The sequence below is a fragment of the Brevibacillus sp. Leaf182 genome, assembly GCF_001423865.2.
Lineage (GTDB): Bacteria > Bacillota > Bacilli > Brevibacillales > Brevibacillaceae > Brevibacillus > Brevibacillus brevis_C.
This window is the reverse complement of record NZ_LMPN02000026.1, coordinates 74,040-90,041: the sequence shown is the minus strand read 5'-3', so window position 1 is coordinate 90,041 and position 16,002 is coordinate 74,040. Positions and strand designations below refer to the sequence as shown.

Sequence of the window (16,002 nt, the reverse complement as noted above, 5' to 3'; positions counted from 1 at the left end):
CTAAGGTGTTCTGACTTACTCTTCCCACTCATTGTTCCTATCGTATGTAGTTGTCGTATGATTAGCTTTCACTATTATATACAATCACGCTGTTTGGCGTCAAACCCGGGTTTCGCCCACTTTTCCAACTGCAATGCCCAGTGCTTCGGTAAAACCGAGCACGCCCAAAATATCGAGAATTTCTTCTCGGACATTAACGATTTCTACCTGTTTGCCCATAGCCAACAGTTCTTTCGTGGTAAAAAACAGGCTTCCAATACCGGAAGAATCTACAAAGGAGACACCTTGAAAATCGACGGTAACGGATTGATTTCGCCCTCCATACTGCTGGAGCAATTCACCTACTCGATCTCCTACAGCCATGTCCAACTCTCCGACGAAAAACAATGTAGCCTGTCCGTTCGCCTCTGTTGCGCGGTAGTCCATGCTCAAACTCCTCTCAATAGGTATCGGTACACCCAATCTGCTCGTCCTTTTACTATATTACCCATTTTCATTCACTTGCAAACATTTGGCTTTTTGGAAATGGTTGCTTAACGCGAAAGGATACATTCTAAAATAAGCTTGGTACCTGCCAGCGAGCTGCTCAAATAAACACGATCACAGTATTGCAAGATCACGTGAAAACCGGCCCCAAGCGAGTGGCGCGTAGAAAATCCTTGTTGTAGGGTAGCTCGCGGAATATCCTCGAGTAAAATTCCTTGCCCTTCATCATGGATCACAGCGCGGCACATCTGTCTGTCATTTGTTAGGTATAACGTAACCACACCGCCATTTCCGTGCTTCAACGTATTGGAAGCAGCTTCGTTGACCGCAACGAGAAACTGCAGCAAGCGCTTATCAGAAATGCCATGTGGTTCCAAAGCTTGCTTGAACAATTTACGCAGTTCTGCAAGCTGCTCTGGTAAACGGATGTCGATTGCCAAGAGCTTATGACCTTCCCGAAGCAAGAAAAATAATTCTTCATCACTAAGCAACAATAGCTTACCTTCTGTGACCACACCCAGAATATCTCTGTAGATCTCCCATTCCCGTCTTTTGCGTTTTCGTTCTTCTGCAATGACGGCGGTGACATCAATCAAGGCGATACCACAGGTCCGATCTGGCAATACAGATGTGTATAATTCAAACACCTTTGTGCCATCAGTGGTGACAATTTGCTCCCTTACAGAACCGCCCGATCCAGCCGCATCTTCGACCAGTCGTTGCATTTCTTGCTCTACTTCCAAACTCGCTCGAACGTCACCCAGCGGACGCACTTTCCCTTCATCGTAAAGATAGAGGAAAACGGTCTCGATCTGACGCAGTATGGATAACTTCTGAATCTCTTGTTTTATTAATCGCCCCCGCTCGTCGTCTCGATCCTTCCAATGTAACAAGACGTCTGCCGGGTCCAATTCGCCACTCATGTGCCATGTATGAAATTCTTCCAGAAGCAACCGCTCCAGAACATCTTCCCGTCGCAAAACTTTTTCGATATCGATAATGTAGTACGGATCACCTGCTATACCGCGCAATCCGGTACCAATAATTCGGAAATCATAGGCGAGCTCTATTTCTATGCGTCCGTGCAAAACATGATCAGAACTGCTTAACCCAATGGTCGTCCGACTCACTGCTACCAGCTTCGCCTGGAACGATTCCTTCGTTGCTAGGTTCGTCACCTTTACAGTGCGGGGCGGAACTACTTTGTTTGCTGCACCGCCAGAACGTAGCGCGACAAGGCAATTATCACAAGTGGGATTGTCCGGACAACGCTCACACAAAATCACAGTTCATCCTCCTATTCACGCGCAACTACACGAGGGCTATACTCTCTTCAGGCTCAAATTGAAGAATCAACACAGAAATATCATCCGTTTGGTTTCGCTGCTGTGTGATCTCCAATAAGTAGGCCTCAACTCGATTCATCGATTCCTGCTTACTATCACCAGGCAAATTTAATAAGGAGGATAGTTCTTCAAGCCATTGTCTGCTACCTCGAAACACTTCTTTTCTCCCTGAATCCAGCAAACCATCTGTGTAGAGCAATAGCATGCCCTCTTCTTCTAAGGGTACCTCCTCCATTTGATACGTGCTATCGGGCAAAAGCCCTAGGCCGACCCCACCCTTGCTAGCTAAAATGGCTTGATTCGACTTGGACAAATAAAAAGGCTGCGGATGTCCTGCCCTGCCAAATCGAATTTTGTGTTCCATCTCATCATAGACAGCAACCAGCATCGTAATGTAAGAACGGGTCTTCACTAAATCTGCATAAAGCAACTGATTGAGTCGTTCCAAAATCTCATCCGGCGAGTAACTGGACTGCAAAACCTGCCGTACAGCAATCCTAATCCCCGTTGCCCAGATACTGGCCAAAAAACCGTGCCCGGACACATCCGCAATGATAAAACAGGTGTAGCGATCATTGATTTGTCTATAGTCAATGTAATCTCCGCCTACATAGTCGACTGGCACGTATACCGTTCTTGTTCGCAAACTGGTTAGCTGCAATTCTTCTGTGGGAATGAGCATCGACTGCATGCGTCTAGCAAGCCTCATCTCCATCTCAATTTCTCGCTGCCCTGTTGACTGGTCCTGTTGACATCTGAGGATCAACGCCCGAATATTTACAAGGAGCAGCCCATAAAAAGCTTTCTCCAGCTCTTTTAGCTCACGGTCATTGACGTTACTCTGGGCGAACAAGCGGACATAGCGCGGTGTTTGAGCGGTGTCACACTGTTCCGAGACAACAATGCGCTCTTCTACTTCGCGCTGTACTTTTGCGTTCTCTTTATTTCCACGCTCGATTCGAAAATAAACAGCACCTAAAGCCGATTCAAACGTGATCGACAAGAAGCAAGGCTTGTCCATTTTCACGAACCACGTGTCGACCAGTTCTTCTATAAATGGCATGAGACTCTCGTAATTGACTTGGCGCTTGCTTTGCTCATTGCTGGTCATCACCAGATACTCATAATTCTGTTTCAATTCCATTAGTTTGACCAATTGATGATTCATCCCCGAGCCACTCCCATACACACTTTAGCATAATTCTTTCTTTCGGGAATTGCGAAAAGGGTTATGGCAATTTTCAAAAACATTGTGATCACCTTTATTCGTTTCGTCCTAGCCTTCCTGCCCTACACCTTCCCTTTTCAGGCACCATTCAAACCACTATCTACTTTTAATCAAAATGTTTTAGGCATTTGCTCAAGGTTGTAGACACTGTCCAAAGTTGCCGCGCATATGCTGGAATGAGGTGATTGTGATGAATTTTCGTTGGAAGTATAACCCCACGTATTTACGGATCAAATACGGGTGCAAACAAGTGCTCTTTCCGCTGTTGGTTTTTCAGTTTATCCGAACGGTAGTGTTTCCTACCTCTTTTGATGTCGTCCTTCTCGGTTTGCTAGCCATGCTCTATGTTGCCATCTCCCTTGAATGGTTATAAAAAAGAAAAACAACGCCCCACGCGGTGAGACGTTGCTTATTAAAAGGCTTGCTGGACCCAACGATGCAGGCGCATCAGGCGGTCCATATCTTTTTCAAAACGTTGGACAGCGTAAAACTCGGTCCACTCACGGGGATGATGATAATAAATATCCAAGTCTCTCATGATCCTCTCCGGATAGGACAGAAACGAGGCCAACAGCTCAATTTCTTCTGGTCGCAGCGGAAATATCTCGGCGTAGCGATGGAATAGCTGAGAAGCCCCAACCTCATCCCCCGCCATTTGAAAATAAGTACGATAAAATAGCGTCAAATCGCGAACTGGTGTATCAAAGCTGGCACGATCAAAATTAAGCAGCCGTCCTTTTCCCGATCGATCTGGCACAACATGCTCGGGATTCGGGTTACCATGGATCAACGATAAGCGAAAATGCGCGTGCGTCTCATGTCGCTCTCGCCAATCGGTCAATAAGTCTGTGGCTGTTTGTGCCATTTCCTCAAGAAACTCCTTGTTAGCCAAAAACACCAGATCAAAAGGGGAAGGATATTTGCGTTCCTGCGCAAGGGTTTCCGCCTTATTCATTTGGTCTTGCCAATATTGCCAACGGTTTAACAAGGAGTCGACAAGTGGCTCCACCTGTCTCGGATCATCGTAGCGGTAGTTTTGTGTCAAATGATGAAGCTCCGCCAAACGCTCCAAGGCAGGAGTCGCCCAAGACAAAGGTTGCTCGGCCCATTCCTCACTTCCTGGCTGCCAAGGGGTTACGTAAAAGGCAGTGTTACCCTGTTGAACAAAAGGATCATCGTATTTCGTGTACGTAAAAGGAACGGCTCCATCCCATCCGCGGTGCTGCAATTGACGCAGCATATCGCTTACGAAAACGAGACGTTGAGCGGGTACTTGCGCTCGTTTGCATACGAAGGAGCCGTAGGGAGTCGTCGCCTTAAATACATTTGGCTCCTTTAAAACGTCAATGCTCTGGGCATACATGTCATACTCTTTGAACAAAGGAGCAATGTCATCATACCGACTCATAGACTCCCTCCCTCCTCGAACGCTCGGCCCGCTCTGCAATATGCCGAAGCAGCAAGTCAACAGATTGTTGACTCTGCAAGGCGTGCTCAATACCAGCGATCGACGCTTCTCGATCCAGCGATACGCGCTTTACGTATGATTCGATACTCTTGTACACTTCACGAGGACGAGCCATAAAGGCGAGTATCAACGAATAGTTTCCATAGGTGAGTGGCTTGACTTCTTCATAGCCGTCAAAAAAAGCGTCAATCTGCTTCAGATCCTTATGGGTTAAAAAGTGATCGCGCAAAAAAGTGGCAACATCGCGTTGCTGGACTGAAATCACCGGCCTGAAAAAACCTCTCAAGTACAGCTTCCCGTTTATCATTCCCCAGTTGTCACGCAAAAGGTCCCGATGGGATACAGCAACCGCCTCCGGAGTAATTCGCTCATGGGCCAACATCGCAGCGGAACGGTCCATTCTTTGCAGCATAGGGGTCATGAGTTCCGATACCCAACGATTTTCCTTAGAATTCCGCCCAGATTTGGCTCGAAATGATTCGACCAACTCTTTGGCACGCCTTCCCTTTTCTTCTACTTGCTTCTTTTCCTGCTTGAGCAAATCACTTCCGGACAGTAAAGGACTTTCCTGCTGAGACTGATGCATCATCGCGATCACGCGGCCGCATTCCCTCGCAATGTCCTGGCCGGGCTGATAGTCTTCGAATTGTCTCTGATGGTCGGTCATGGTAACACCGCGTTTACCCAAAATCAAAAATGGCTTGGTGTCTCTCGTACGAATAAACCGCTCCACTTCTCGAAACCCCTGACGAGCCAGTCGTTCGCGCCAAGCAAACGACCAGCGCATCACATCTACACGCGGCCAAACGTGGAGTTCTTTGGGGCCCCGGTTTGTCTCCAGTAAATAGCAATCATCAAGGGGCGTAATTCGGATTACGCGCGCCCGATATTGCTGGCAAACCTCGGAGAGATCAATTTTATCCACGGTCCCCCACTCCTCTATTGTGGGATGTACAGAATCTGCCCTGCTACAAGCTGCTCGGAAGCTAATCGGTTTACTTCCATGATTTTGGAAACAGGCAAGGAGTATCGTTGTGAAATATGCTCTAACGTCTCATCTCGCTGAATAATGCACATTTTCAGTTGACTGGAACGCTCTTCTTTTCTTCGGACAAACGATGTAAGATTTTGCATGGCCTCCATCGTAGAAGGGTTGGCATTCGCCGCAGACCCATGTCGCGAAGAGCTAGATGAAGATTCCGCCTCCAACGCCAACGCTTCCTGTTTGGCACGACTCGCTTGTGAGAAGATGGAAGTAATGTTCACGTTACTTCTTTCTTCTTGGGAGGGTTTCCCAGAAATCGCCACTCGCACTTCTACATCCTCCGCGGCAGCCTCTGGTTGTGCAACGACTGGTTCTGCTTCTTGCTCAGGTTCTGGCTCGGACACAACACTGGCTTCCACCGCTTCTTGCACTGCTTCTTGCACTGCTTCTTGCACTGTTTCCTGCGACTCTGCTTGGACTGATGACCCAGTAGATTCGTTGGAAACTTGCTGGTATGCGATTGCCTGTTGATCGTGTAAAGCCAGTATAGGCTCCTCATGTCCTTGTTCTTTTTCGGCTATTTCTCTCATCTGCTCTTGCTCATCTGCCAATACGGACTGTTCGGAATAGGCGACGGAAGAATCGTACGACGAAGATTGTTGGGAATCGAAATCATACGAAATAGGAGCAGTCTCCCAGGACTCCGGAGGATTGGGCTGTGCCACTTCCAGCACATCACCGTATTGCTCGTAGTGTTCATCCTCATCGGATTGAGCAATAGCCGGAGTGTCGAACATGGAAGGAGATTCGGTTGATTCATAGGATGCTGGCAATGCCTGCCGCTCCAATTCCTCCTCCAACGCACTCAGCTTTTGATCAATGTCATCGAGGGACGTCTGTTCCGTATATTCTTGCCCGTCATCCCCAGTTGCAAAGCTGTATTCCCACGCTCCTTCGCCTGGACCTGCAGCCTGCGTTTCGATCTGCTCTGTTTGTTCAGTTCTATCCCCGAGGACTATCCCCAAAATCTTCAGATCGGCATCGATCAGCATTTGATGTGGTGATTCCAGCTTGTAGTCAAAGCTGTCCACAATTGCGTAGATGTCTCCGATCTCGGTAATCCGATCCAATGGAATGGTGATGTTCAACGGAATGCGATGACCGATCTGTTCCTCCCAGCCATAAAAGGCTTGATCCGATGCTTCCTGGCGAAAGGGAGTAAAAGTCATGGCCTCAACCAGCGATTCTCCTTCGCCGCCTGTCGCTTCTGCGGCTTCCCTGATTGGCTCGTACTTCCCTACTAATTGCAAGCAACCCGTGATCGAGATGTAGGAATCGTTTTCCAACACTTCCACATCTGGAACCAATTCCAGCTCTTGCAATTCACCTATTCCAGCTCTATCGGATGAGAGGAAAATGGTCTCCTTGATGGCAAAAGAGAGTTGCCCATCCTGTAATGCCATTCGTGCTCCTCCTTTCAAGTGCAGGACATTTCCCTATACTATATGGACAGGACGAGCCGTTTAGCACCGAAAAAAAAGGAAAAACCGGGGTTATCTATCTCCCCGGTTTTACAGACGCGATCCATTCAGCTATTGCTTTTTTCCCCTGATCAATACAATCGGGTACACCTACGCCGCTGTACGACGCACCTGCCACGATAACACCAGGGAGTTTTTCTTTTAATTGATTGTTCACATCCTGCACCCAAGCCTGGTGTCCGACAACATATGGAATGGCATTTTGCAGGCGTGATACGTTATAAAAATCCGGCTCTGCTCGAATCGTCATGATCTTGCGCAAATCGCGGAGGACAACCTCCAAAATTTCCTCATCCGTCTGCTCCATGAAGGATTGCTCTCCTGCTCTCCCTATGAAGCTACGCAGCAAGGCTTTGTTTTTCGGCGTCGTATGCGGCCATTTGCGATGCGCCCACGTACATGCGGTAATTTTGGCTCCAGAATGCCGCGGCACAATAAATCCTGTCCCTTCCATCCCTAAATCAATGGCTGACTCTGGAAATGCCATCGCGATGGTTGCAACCATATGCGGCTTCGCTTGGAGCAAAGTAGGAACTTGTACATAAGGACGGAACAACGGCTCTGCGATAGCATGTGGTACGGTAAACAGCACCGTATCTGTCTCGATCGTTTCTCCATTTTTCAATACCAAGGTGTATTTCCCGTCTGGCCGTTTCACCAGTTCTTTGACACCGGTATTCTTCGAGATGACTTCTTCTGGCAGGCTCTTCTCGATTGCCTCTACTAAGGACTGCAAGCCGTTCTTCAACGTCAGAAAAATGCCTTTTGGCTTTTCTTGCGTTTTTACTTGCGGGCGAGAATGCTTCATCGCTACGATCAAGCTGCGATGCTGTTCCTCCATTTTTGCGAACTGAGGAAAACTAGCAAGCAAGCTGAGCTTGTCGAGATCCCCGGAGTAGACACCGGACAATAAAGGCGCTATAAGATTATCAATAACTTCATTACCTAGCCTACGCCGAAAAAAGTCACCCACGGAGATATCGCCGTCTCCTTTTGATGCAGGAAGAACCAGATCCAAAGCTGCCCGAAGCTTGCCCGGCCAAGAAATGAGATCGGTCGTGACAAAAGGCATGAGCTTTGTCGGTACACCCATGACCGCTCCTTCTGGTATAGCCTTCAGGCGATCCTGATGCCAAATATAAGCTTGTCCGGTACTGTTGCGAACGAGATCATCCGCAAGCCCCAAGTCCACTGTCAGCTCAGCCGCACTCGTTTTCCGCTCGAGAAACGAATCGGGACCTTGCTCAATCACAAACCCTTCGTGACGCCATGTCTTGATTTTTCCACCAAGTCGTCCCTGCTCTTCAAGCAGTTGAAAACGGATGGGCAAGCCTTTTGCTTCGATTTCCTTTTGCAAGTAATAAGCAGCGGTCAACCCTGTGATGCCGCCGCCTATAATCGTAATATGATAGGTATTATCGCTCATATGATCGATCCCCTAATTCGCCAGCTTCTTTCCGACTGCATCAGCCAGACAGGAAATGAACGCAGGTCTGGCGTTAGGCATCGGTGGACGATAGTAATGTACCCCTAGCTCATCTGTAACCGCTTTGCATTCCACATCATTATCAAACAGAACTTCCAAATGCTCCGCAATAAATCCGACAGGACAGTAAACAAATGCTTGGTAGCCCTTTGCTTCGTACAGCTCTCTAGTCAAATCCTGTACATCTGGTCCCAACCACGGATCAGGTGTATTTCCGGCGCTTTGCCATCCGATTGCATAGGAAGTGATCCCTGCTTGCTCCGCAATGAGCTTTGCTGTCTCCTCCAGTTGCATGGGGTACGGATCACCTGACTTCAGGATTTTTTCCGGCAGGCTGTGCGCGGAGAAGATCACGACTGCTTGTCCACGCTCTTCATCCGTCATCGTAGCAAACGTCGCTTGAATAGCATCTGCCCAATATCCGATGAAGCCTGGCTCCAGATACCAGCTCTCAATGCTCTGGATGACAGGTCCGCCAATTGCCGCGGAATGCTCCTGTGCTCGTCCATTGTATTCTTTGACGCTGTAGCTGGAATAATGAGGCGCCAGAACAAGACTGACCGCTTCTGTAATCCCATCCTGCTTCATTTGCTCTACTGCGTCTTCGACAAATGGAGCGATATGCTTCAAACCAAGGTACCCTACAAATTCCCGATCTGGATAGCGTTTGTTCATTTCCTGCTCGAGAGCGCGCACCTGCTCATCCGTAATGTCTGCAAATCGATTCAATCCATCTACAGCCTCGTAACGCGCCATCAAATCATCAAGCAGTTCTTGCGGTGGCTTACGACCACGGCGAATGTGCGTATAATATGGTTCAATCTGTTCAGGACTGCGTGGCGTTCCATACGCCATTAACAAGAGTCCGATCTTCTGCTTTGACATGTAAGCGCCCCTCCTGATTAGACGTCCCTTTTGTAACTATGGATGAACTTCGTCAGTTGTTGCAGTGTTTCTACTTTGGCGTCAGGGAATACGCCGTGTCCCAGATTGAAAATGAAGCCTGGCTGTTTTGTGCCTTCGTCCAAAATTTCCTTCGCCTTCGCTTCGAGCTTCTCCCAAGGAGCCAATAGAAGCGTTGGGTCCAAATTGCCTTGCAGCGTCTTCGTCACACCCATCTCACGAGCAGTCGTAATCGAAGTACGCCAGTCTAGACCAACCACATCAACAGGCAAGCGGTTCCAATCCATCAAAAGATGACCAGCGCCGATACCAAAATAGATCGTTGGCACGTCCGTATCTTTTAGTGCGTTGAAGATACGAGTCATGACTGGAGTAATGTACTCGCGGTAATCTTCGTCATTTAATGCACCAACCCACGAATCAAATACTTGTACAGCTTGTGCACCTGCTTTGATTTGCGCTTTGAGATAGGTGATGGTCATATCCCCCAGTTTTTCCATCAGCGCCTGCCAAGCAACCGGCTCGGTATACATGAATGCTTTTGTCTTATGATAGTGCTTGGAAGGGCCGCCTTCGATCATATAGCTAGCTAGTGTAAATGGTGCACCCGCGAAACCGATTAATGGAACAGATAATTGCTGACGTAAAATCTTAATGGATTCAAGAATGTAAGGCACATGCGTTTCCGGATCGAGCTCAAGCAGACGCTCAACATCCTTCAAGGATTCGATTGGGTTCGCGATCACAGGACCAATGCCAGATTCGATATTCACATCCACGCCAATCGGTTTGAGTGGCGTCATGATGTCTGCAAACAAGATTGCAGCGTCGACGCCCAGTTGCTCAACTGGCAGACGTGTCACTTCCGCGCAAACTTCCGGTATGTAGTTCATTTCAAAAAAGCTATGCTTCGCGCGGATGGCGCGGTATTCTGGCTGATAACGCCCTGCCTGACGCATGTACCAAACCGGAACATGCTCTGTCGCTTCACCGCGACATGCTTTCAAAAACGTATCGTTAAAAGTTTTTGCGGTCATGAATAAACCTCGCTTTGCACAATTATGTTTCCTTCAATATGATACCATTCGTCATTCGACAAGTAATGTCTCTTTTGTGTCAAAATCTTTTCGTTTCTTCCATTTCCAATCCTATCCATCATTGTTTCCAAACTTCTCCTATTGAATGCGAACGTCCCCGGTAGAACTTCGCACAGTCATTTTGGGTCCACCTGATCCAATCGATGCCTTCACTTTGTATTCCTCGTTCTTTTCATAGGTAAGGTTAGACCAGGAGGTTTCAATGCTACCTGTATCTGTCGTAACTTCCAACTGTGCTGCAGCAGGCTCCTTGGCTACCGTCACTCGAATATCCCCCGTGTCCGTTCGAATGGAAACGTCATGGGTCAGCTCTGGCATTGTCAGTTTATCAATCTCTCCTGTGGAGCTTTCGATTACAACAGCCGAGCGAACATTCGCCAGATTGATATCACCTGTAGCTGTCTGAACGTCAAGTGCTTCTCCTTCATAGCCCGACACGTCCACATCTCCATTGCTGGTGGATATTTTCGTGTTCTTTGCCCGCAGCATTCCGCTCTTGATATCCCCTGTCATCGTTTCAAGCTGGACGTTCTCATACACTTTTTCTGGCAGGAAGAGCTCCAGCTTTACCTTCCCGTTGCGAGGATAAAACATATTGACATGAGGGCGTTCACGCAGTTCTACGAGCAGCGTACCCTCTGGTGAGACTACACTCTGAAATTCCAGTCGCTCCTGCTGTTGTTCGGATACTTCCCCAACCATCCGTACGCTCGCTTTTGGTTGCTTGCTTGCCATGATTTCCACATCAGCCGCTTCCGTCAGCAACTCGATCGCTTTTACTTCTTGTTCGATTATGCGCTCTTCATTGACTTGTTTTAACGAAAACGAGAAATTTTCTTGCTTCGTAAAGAGCCAGATGATTCCACATACACCGATGATGAACAAAAGAAGACTTATTCCAAAGAGTCTTTTCATCAAATTTCGCATCTCATTTCCCCCTGATCATCTTCACGTTGAACTGGAGATAACGCAAGAACTGGCGATACAGCCATTTCGTCAATCGCAGCAAGCCGATGGCAAACATTCCACCCAATCCTACGGAAACCATGCTGGAGAACAACAAGAACAGTCTCTCCTGGGAAGGGGCAGGAATCCCGTAATCCAAGAATATTCCGACTGGCGCGACCAAAAGCACCGCAGTCATCGCATACAACCCCATCAGTATACCGATCAAGCCTAAAAAAGGTCCCAAAACAAAGACGAGATTGAAAAATCCCAAACTGATCGTCGCGACAATCGCTCTCGTCATATTCCCTACCGATGCGTTCGAATGTGCTTGATCAATTCGGTAGCCAGCCAAAAGCTCGCGTGCCACTAGCTTCGGACTTCCCAAGCCTTCCGCAATTTCAAACTCGGTCTTCCCTTGTTTCATTCCCAAGAGAAAATGCTCTGTATAATCGGCAAGGATGTCTAAGCGTTCTTTATCAGGCAAAGCGCTAAGCAAAGCATTTAACTCATCCATAAACTCACGCCTTGTCATATCCGAGTCCCTCCTCTATAATCTCATTTACCCCGCGGTTAAATATTCGCCACTCCAAGACGAGGTCATTCATATAATGACGACCGCGACTTGTCAGTTGGTAATATTTCCGTGGGGGTCCCTCTTGTGATTCCGCCAAATAGGTCGTAAAAAATCCTTCCTGGGTCAAACGGCGAAGCAAGGGGTAAACCGTTCCTTCTGAGATATGGAATTTTTCTGAGATGCTCGCAACTAGTTCGTAGCCGTATCTGTCCTGCTTAGCTGTCAAGACGAGAACACACAGCTCCAGAACCCCTTTTTTAAACTGTACGTTCATCAACATCACCCATGTAAGAGCTTACCAAATGGCTACTATATATTGCAAGGTACTTCATAATAAAAGACGGACAGGGAGGTTTTTCTCCATCCCTGTCCGGTCAAACCTTATTTTACTTCAACAATGCGGTCTTCTACTTTTGGATTGACAGTTTTACGCTTGATCAAGCCTTCCTCCACAATGCTGTACATGGACAAGCCTGTGTTAAAGAATGGCTTTTTCAACGATTCGTAACCATCTCCACCTGCTGCCAGGAAGTCGATCGTTGCCACTTTATACGTTTTGGTCAGGTCAAGCGGCTTGTCGCCAACTTTTACTTCTACTACGCGCTCGCCAGCCGGCTTGGCTGGGTTGTACGTGAAGCTCATGCCGCTCACTTGCGGGAAGCGTCCTGCTCCCTCTTCTACCTTGCTCACGCCGTTTTCGAGGGCTTTCTTCAGCTCTTCGCCTTTTACTTCTACGACTGCCAGTGTATTGTTCTCGAATGGCAGGAGCGTGTACAAACCTTTTTTCGTAATATCGCCTGCTGGCAGTTGTGTACGGATTCCACCACCGTTAGCAAGTGCTACATCTGCCTCATAGCCTTTGATGGACTGCGTGCGCTCCAGCATGATATCTGTGATCAGGTTACCTACGTTTGTTTCTTTCGTACGAACCAGTGCACGATCACCATCGAGTGGCACTTCGGATTTCGCAATGACAACATTCATGACAGTATCGATCTTGCCCACGATTTCTTTTACCATCTTATCTACGTCCGGATCAGCTACAACTGCTTCATCGTACTCTTTCAAACCGCCGCTGAATGCTACCAGTTCTTTACCGAGGTAGTAGAGGTCAGCGCGTCCGAGAGACTTGCCGTACTCCCAGTCTTGTACGATGTACGTGCCGTTTACAAGTTCAGGTGCTTTCAGTGGAGTATGGGAGTGACCACCAACAATCAGGTCAATGCCAGGAACGTTTTTCGCGATTTCACGGTCTACGTTCACTCCGATGTGGGAAACAACAATGACGTGATCTACTTCTTTTTTCAGCTCAGGTACAACTACTTTCGCCACTTCTACCGGGTTTTTGAATATCAGCCCTTTTACGTTGTCAGGGTGAGTCAATACAGGTGTGTCTTCCGCTACGAAACCAACAAAGGCGAATTTCTTCCCGCCAATCTCTGCTTTGAAAACAGGTGGCAGCAATTCTTTTCCATCTGCCTTGAACACGTTAGCAGAGATGACTGGATGCTCGAGCATGTCACGTAGCTTAAGCAGTTGCTCATAACCGAAGTCAAACTCGTGGTTACCCGCAGCCATTACGTTGTAGTCGAGGCTGTTGAGGATGGGAACAACAGATTCGCCTTTGAATTGGTTCACGAAAACGGTACCTTGGAAGGTATCACCAGCGTCCAAGAGCAAGAAGTTTTCGTTCTCTGCACGCCATTCCTTGAGCAAGGTTGCGATTTTGGCAAAGCCGAATTCTTTTTGGTTCTTGTCTTCTTGAATATGACCATGTGTATCGTTGGTGTGGGCAATCGTTACATGCGTGGTAGCCGCATCACCCAATGCCTGGAAAAATTCACCGCGCGTTACAGTCGCTTTGTTGTCGAGCTTCATTTTATAGCCCAGTTTGTCAGCCATTTGTGTCAGCTTGGCAGACGTTACGGCTTGCGCAGGGTTTTTATAGTCGTCTTGTGTGAGAGCACCTTGGCTCTTTGCCCAGTCGAAATAAGGAGTAGACCAATGAGCACCTTTAGCCGCAGCTCCCACTTTTGCCTCTTTCAATTTGGAGAAAACAACAGTAGCTTCCGCGAGAGTCACGGCACGATCCAAAGCAAGATCGCCATTTTGACCCGCTGATACAATTGCCTTTTTCACCATCCAGTCAGTGTGCTGTACGGGATGCAATGGTGCTGCAAATGCTGAGGAAGACATCAGCGATGCAAATACGATTGATGCAAACGCCGTCATCGTAATCCGACGTGCCTTTTTCATGATAATTTCCCCTCTCGTCTATGTATAAATAAATAGGATAACGTTTTCATTATAGCAAAATTTGCTAGGACTATGGTGTGATATTTGTTTACTTTCTGTTTAGAAAGCTCTTGAAGGCTTCTGCCATTTTCTCTGGTGCCTCTACCATACCCATATGCCCTGCATCAGGCAGCAACACTTGCTCGACGTTATTTTTATCAACTGTAAAAGTTTTTTCAGCGGGAATGATCTGATCCTCTGATCCTGCGACTAATAGCACAGGTAAGGTCGTTTCTTGCAGCACATGATTGCGATCTACTCGATCACGCATGGCGATTAAGGTTTGGATGGCTCCAACCGGGCTCGTCGCAAAGCCAATTTCTTTTGCTAGCTGGACTTCTTCTCTCATCGTGTCGATATGGGAAGGGGCGAACAGCTTCGGTACAAGGGCTTTGATAAACGGCTCCATACCATTTTGGCGGATGTTGTCTGCTCCTTTATCCCGATTGGCTTTGGCAGCATCGTCATCCGGATATGGCGTCGAATGGATCAAGCCAAAGCTCGCCAGCTTGTCCGCGTATTGATTTGCAAATGCCAAGGTCACATAGCCACCGAGCGAATGTCCAAACAGATGAATCTTCGCTAAACCCAGCTCATCTACAAACAAAGCCAGATCGTCTGCAAAGCGCTCTATCGAATACGGTTCATCAGGGGCCGAGCTGTTTCCATGACCACGCAAATCGATCGCAATGACACGATGCGTTTTAGACAAGAACGGAACTAGCTTATGCCAGTAAGATGCGCTCCCACAAAAACCGTGGATCAAAACAAGCGATTCCCCCGTTCCTTCTTCTACATAGGCTATTTTGATGCCGTTACTCAGTTGGACTTCCTTTTTCATCGAATCCTACTCCTTTACTGTTTGTTTACTTCTTGTCAAAAAGTGCTACTGACCCTTACGATTGAAATATAACCCCTGTTCCGAAGAACATGAAAGAGGTGCAGCTAGTAGATGGTATACCCAAAAACAGGTTCTGTGATCGTCAGGCATGGGAGAGAAATGACGTACACGCACATTCAGGCAAATCAGACGCCATCTCGCTCCGTCTGTTTTTTCTTTCCCGGAGCCAGTTACTCGTTCGACAGGCCATATCTGTATTATTCTACCATGCTTTTTTTGAGCAAACAGTTCGATCTCGTCCATGTACACGCAGAATATGGAAAAGACAACCCCGATTTCGAAACCAGCTCATTCGCAAAACGAAGCGCTTGGATCAGCGAGGATATGCAAACGGTTGTCTCCCAGGTACTAGATCAGCAGGAGTATGAACGTGTTTTCTTTCTCGGTAAATCACTCGGAACAGTTCCGATTGCATGTTCTTTGCTCAAGGAACCTCGTTTTTCCCGTTCGTCAGCGATCCTGTTGACTCCGTTGCTGAGGGAGGAATTGGTCGTGGCAGACTTGCTTGCGCTGGAGCAAAATGTCTTTCTCGTCTCAGGTACTGCCGATCCCCACTACCATCAGCCTGCACTCGAAAGAATCATGACTTCCAAGCCAAATATCCATCGGTATCTGCCGCAAAACGCAAAGCACTCCCTAGACATCGGTCTGCAGGTTGATCTTTCCCTACAAGTCTTGCAGTCTATTATGGATGAACTTGGTTGTTTTTTGGACAAGTCGCTGGACATTTGCTCTCGTAATTGA

General features: G+C 47.7%; 16 protein-coding genes and 1 other annotated feature (1 of these 17 cut by a window edge). Of the genes, 2 read left to right on the top strand and 14 right to left on the bottom strand.

The features are described 5' to 3' along the window. Positions 1–41, bottom strand: a binding site (T-box leader) (it extends 201 nt beyond the left edge of the window). A gap of 58 nt (positions 42–99) precedes the next feature. The 3 genes from ASG16_RS18775 to ASG16_RS18765 all read right to left on the bottom strand — a co-directional run bounded on the left by ASG16_RS18775 (position 100) and on the right by ASG16_RS18765 (position 3,000). Further along, on the bottom strand, positions 100–426 hold the full coding sequence (locus tag ASG16_RS18775) for an STAS domain-containing protein (RefSeq protein ID WP_007726674.1): 327 nt from the start codon (positions 424–426) through the stop codon (positions 100–102). Positions 427–533: 107 nt separating this feature from the next. After that, on the bottom strand, positions 534–1,772 hold the full coding sequence (locus tag ASG16_RS18770; RefSeq protein WP_056497588.1) for an ATP-binding protein: 1,239 nt from the start codon (positions 1,770–1,772) through the stop codon (positions 534–536). 25 nt (positions 1,773–1,797) lie between these two features. After that, on the bottom strand, positions 1,798–3,000 hold the full coding sequence (locus ASG16_RS18765) for a PP2C family protein-serine/threonine phosphatase (RefSeq protein ID WP_056497590.1): 1,203 nt from the start codon (positions 2,998–3,000) through the stop codon (positions 1,798–1,800). Positions 3,001–3,250: 250 nt separating this feature from the next. Here ASG16_RS18765 and ASG16_RS18760 point away from each other — a divergent pair, with 250 nt between their 5' ends. Further along, complete coding sequence (locus tag ASG16_RS18760) at positions 3,251–3,433, top strand: YszA family small membrane protein (protein ID WP_007726679.1); 183 nt, start codon at positions 3,251–3,253, stop codon at positions 3,431–3,433. Between the two features lie 39 nt (positions 3,434–3,472). Here the strand turns inward: ASG16_RS18760 and ASG16_RS18755 are convergent, their stop codons facing one another. The 11 genes from ASG16_RS18755 to ASG16_RS18705 form a co-directional block, all read right to left on the bottom strand. After that, positions 3,473–4,468 (bottom strand): YutH/CotS family kinase-like spore coat protein, encoded by a 996-nt coding sequence (locus ASG16_RS18755; protein WP_056497593.1) that lies wholly within the window; start codon positions 4,466–4,468, stop codon positions 3,473–3,475. After that, positions 4,455–5,453, bottom strand: coding sequence for a YutH/CotS family kinase-like spore coat protein (locus ASG16_RS18750; RefSeq protein ID WP_056497594.1), 999 nt, complete (start codon positions 5,451–5,453; stop codon positions 4,455–4,457). Before ASG16_RS18750 ends, ASG16_RS18755 begins: the two co-directional genes overlap by 14 nt. A 14-nt stretch (positions 5,454–5,467) precedes the next feature. Then, positions 5,468–6,976 (bottom strand): LysM peptidoglycan-binding domain-containing protein, encoded by a 1,509-nt coding sequence (locus tag ASG16_RS18745; protein WP_056497597.1) that lies wholly within the window; start codon positions 6,974–6,976, stop codon positions 5,468–5,470. 94 nt (positions 6,977–7,070) lie between these two features. Then, a complete protein-coding gene (gene hemY, locus ASG16_RS18740) occupies positions 7,071–8,480 on the bottom strand; it encodes a protoporphyrinogen oxidase (RefSeq protein ID WP_056497600.1) in 1,410 nt (469 codons plus the stop codon). 12 nt (positions 8,481–8,492) lie between these two features. Further along, entirely contained in the window at positions 8,493–9,425 is a 933-nt protein-coding gene (hemH, locus tag ASG16_RS18735) for a ferrochelatase (RefSeq protein ID WP_056497602.1), read from the bottom strand. A 17-nt stretch (positions 9,426–9,442) separates the two neighbouring features. After that, a complete protein-coding gene (gene hemE, locus ASG16_RS18730; RefSeq protein ID WP_056497605.1) occupies positions 9,443–10,480 on the bottom strand; it encodes a uroporphyrinogen decarboxylase in 1,038 nt (345 codons plus the stop codon). A 138-nt stretch (positions 10,481–10,618) separates the two neighbouring features. Then, positions 10,619–11,467, bottom strand: a complete 849-nt coding sequence (locus ASG16_RS18725) for a DUF4097 family beta strand repeat-containing protein (protein WP_056497606.1) — start codon at positions 11,465–11,467, stop codon at positions 10,619–10,621. A gap of 1 nt (position 11,468) precedes the next feature. Further along, positions 11,469–12,020, bottom strand: coding sequence for an HAAS signaling domain-containing protein (locus tag ASG16_RS18720; RefSeq protein WP_048032087.1), 552 nt, complete (start codon positions 12,018–12,020; stop codon positions 11,469–11,471). Then, the gene (locus tag ASG16_RS18715) at positions 12,007–12,336 is read right to left on the bottom strand and encodes a PadR family transcriptional regulator (RefSeq protein WP_056497609.1); all 330 of its coding nucleotides are present in this window, start codon (positions 12,334–12,336) and stop codon (positions 12,007–12,009) included. The genes ASG16_RS18720 and ASG16_RS18715 overlap by 14 nt, the downstream gene beginning before the upstream one ends. Before the next feature lie 107 nt (positions 12,337–12,443). Next, positions 12,444–14,318 carry a bifunctional metallophosphatase/5'-nucleotidase gene (locus ASG16_RS18710; protein ID WP_056497610.1) on the bottom strand — a complete coding sequence of 625 codons (1,875 nt, stop codon included), beginning with the start codon at positions 14,316–14,318 and terminating at the stop codon, positions 12,444–12,446. 88 nt (positions 14,319–14,406) lie between these two features. Then, positions 14,407–15,198, bottom strand: a complete 792-nt coding sequence (locus ASG16_RS18705; protein WP_056497612.1) for an alpha/beta fold hydrolase — start codon at positions 15,196–15,198, stop codon at positions 14,407–14,409. Positions 15,199–15,309: 111 nt separating this feature from the next. On the opposite strand from ASG16_RS18705, the gene ASG16_RS18700 reads away from it, so the two are divergent. Next, on the top strand, positions 15,310–16,002 hold the full coding sequence (locus ASG16_RS18700; RefSeq protein ID WP_056497615.1) for a hypothetical protein: 693 nt from the start codon (positions 15,310–15,312) through the stop codon (positions 16,000–16,002).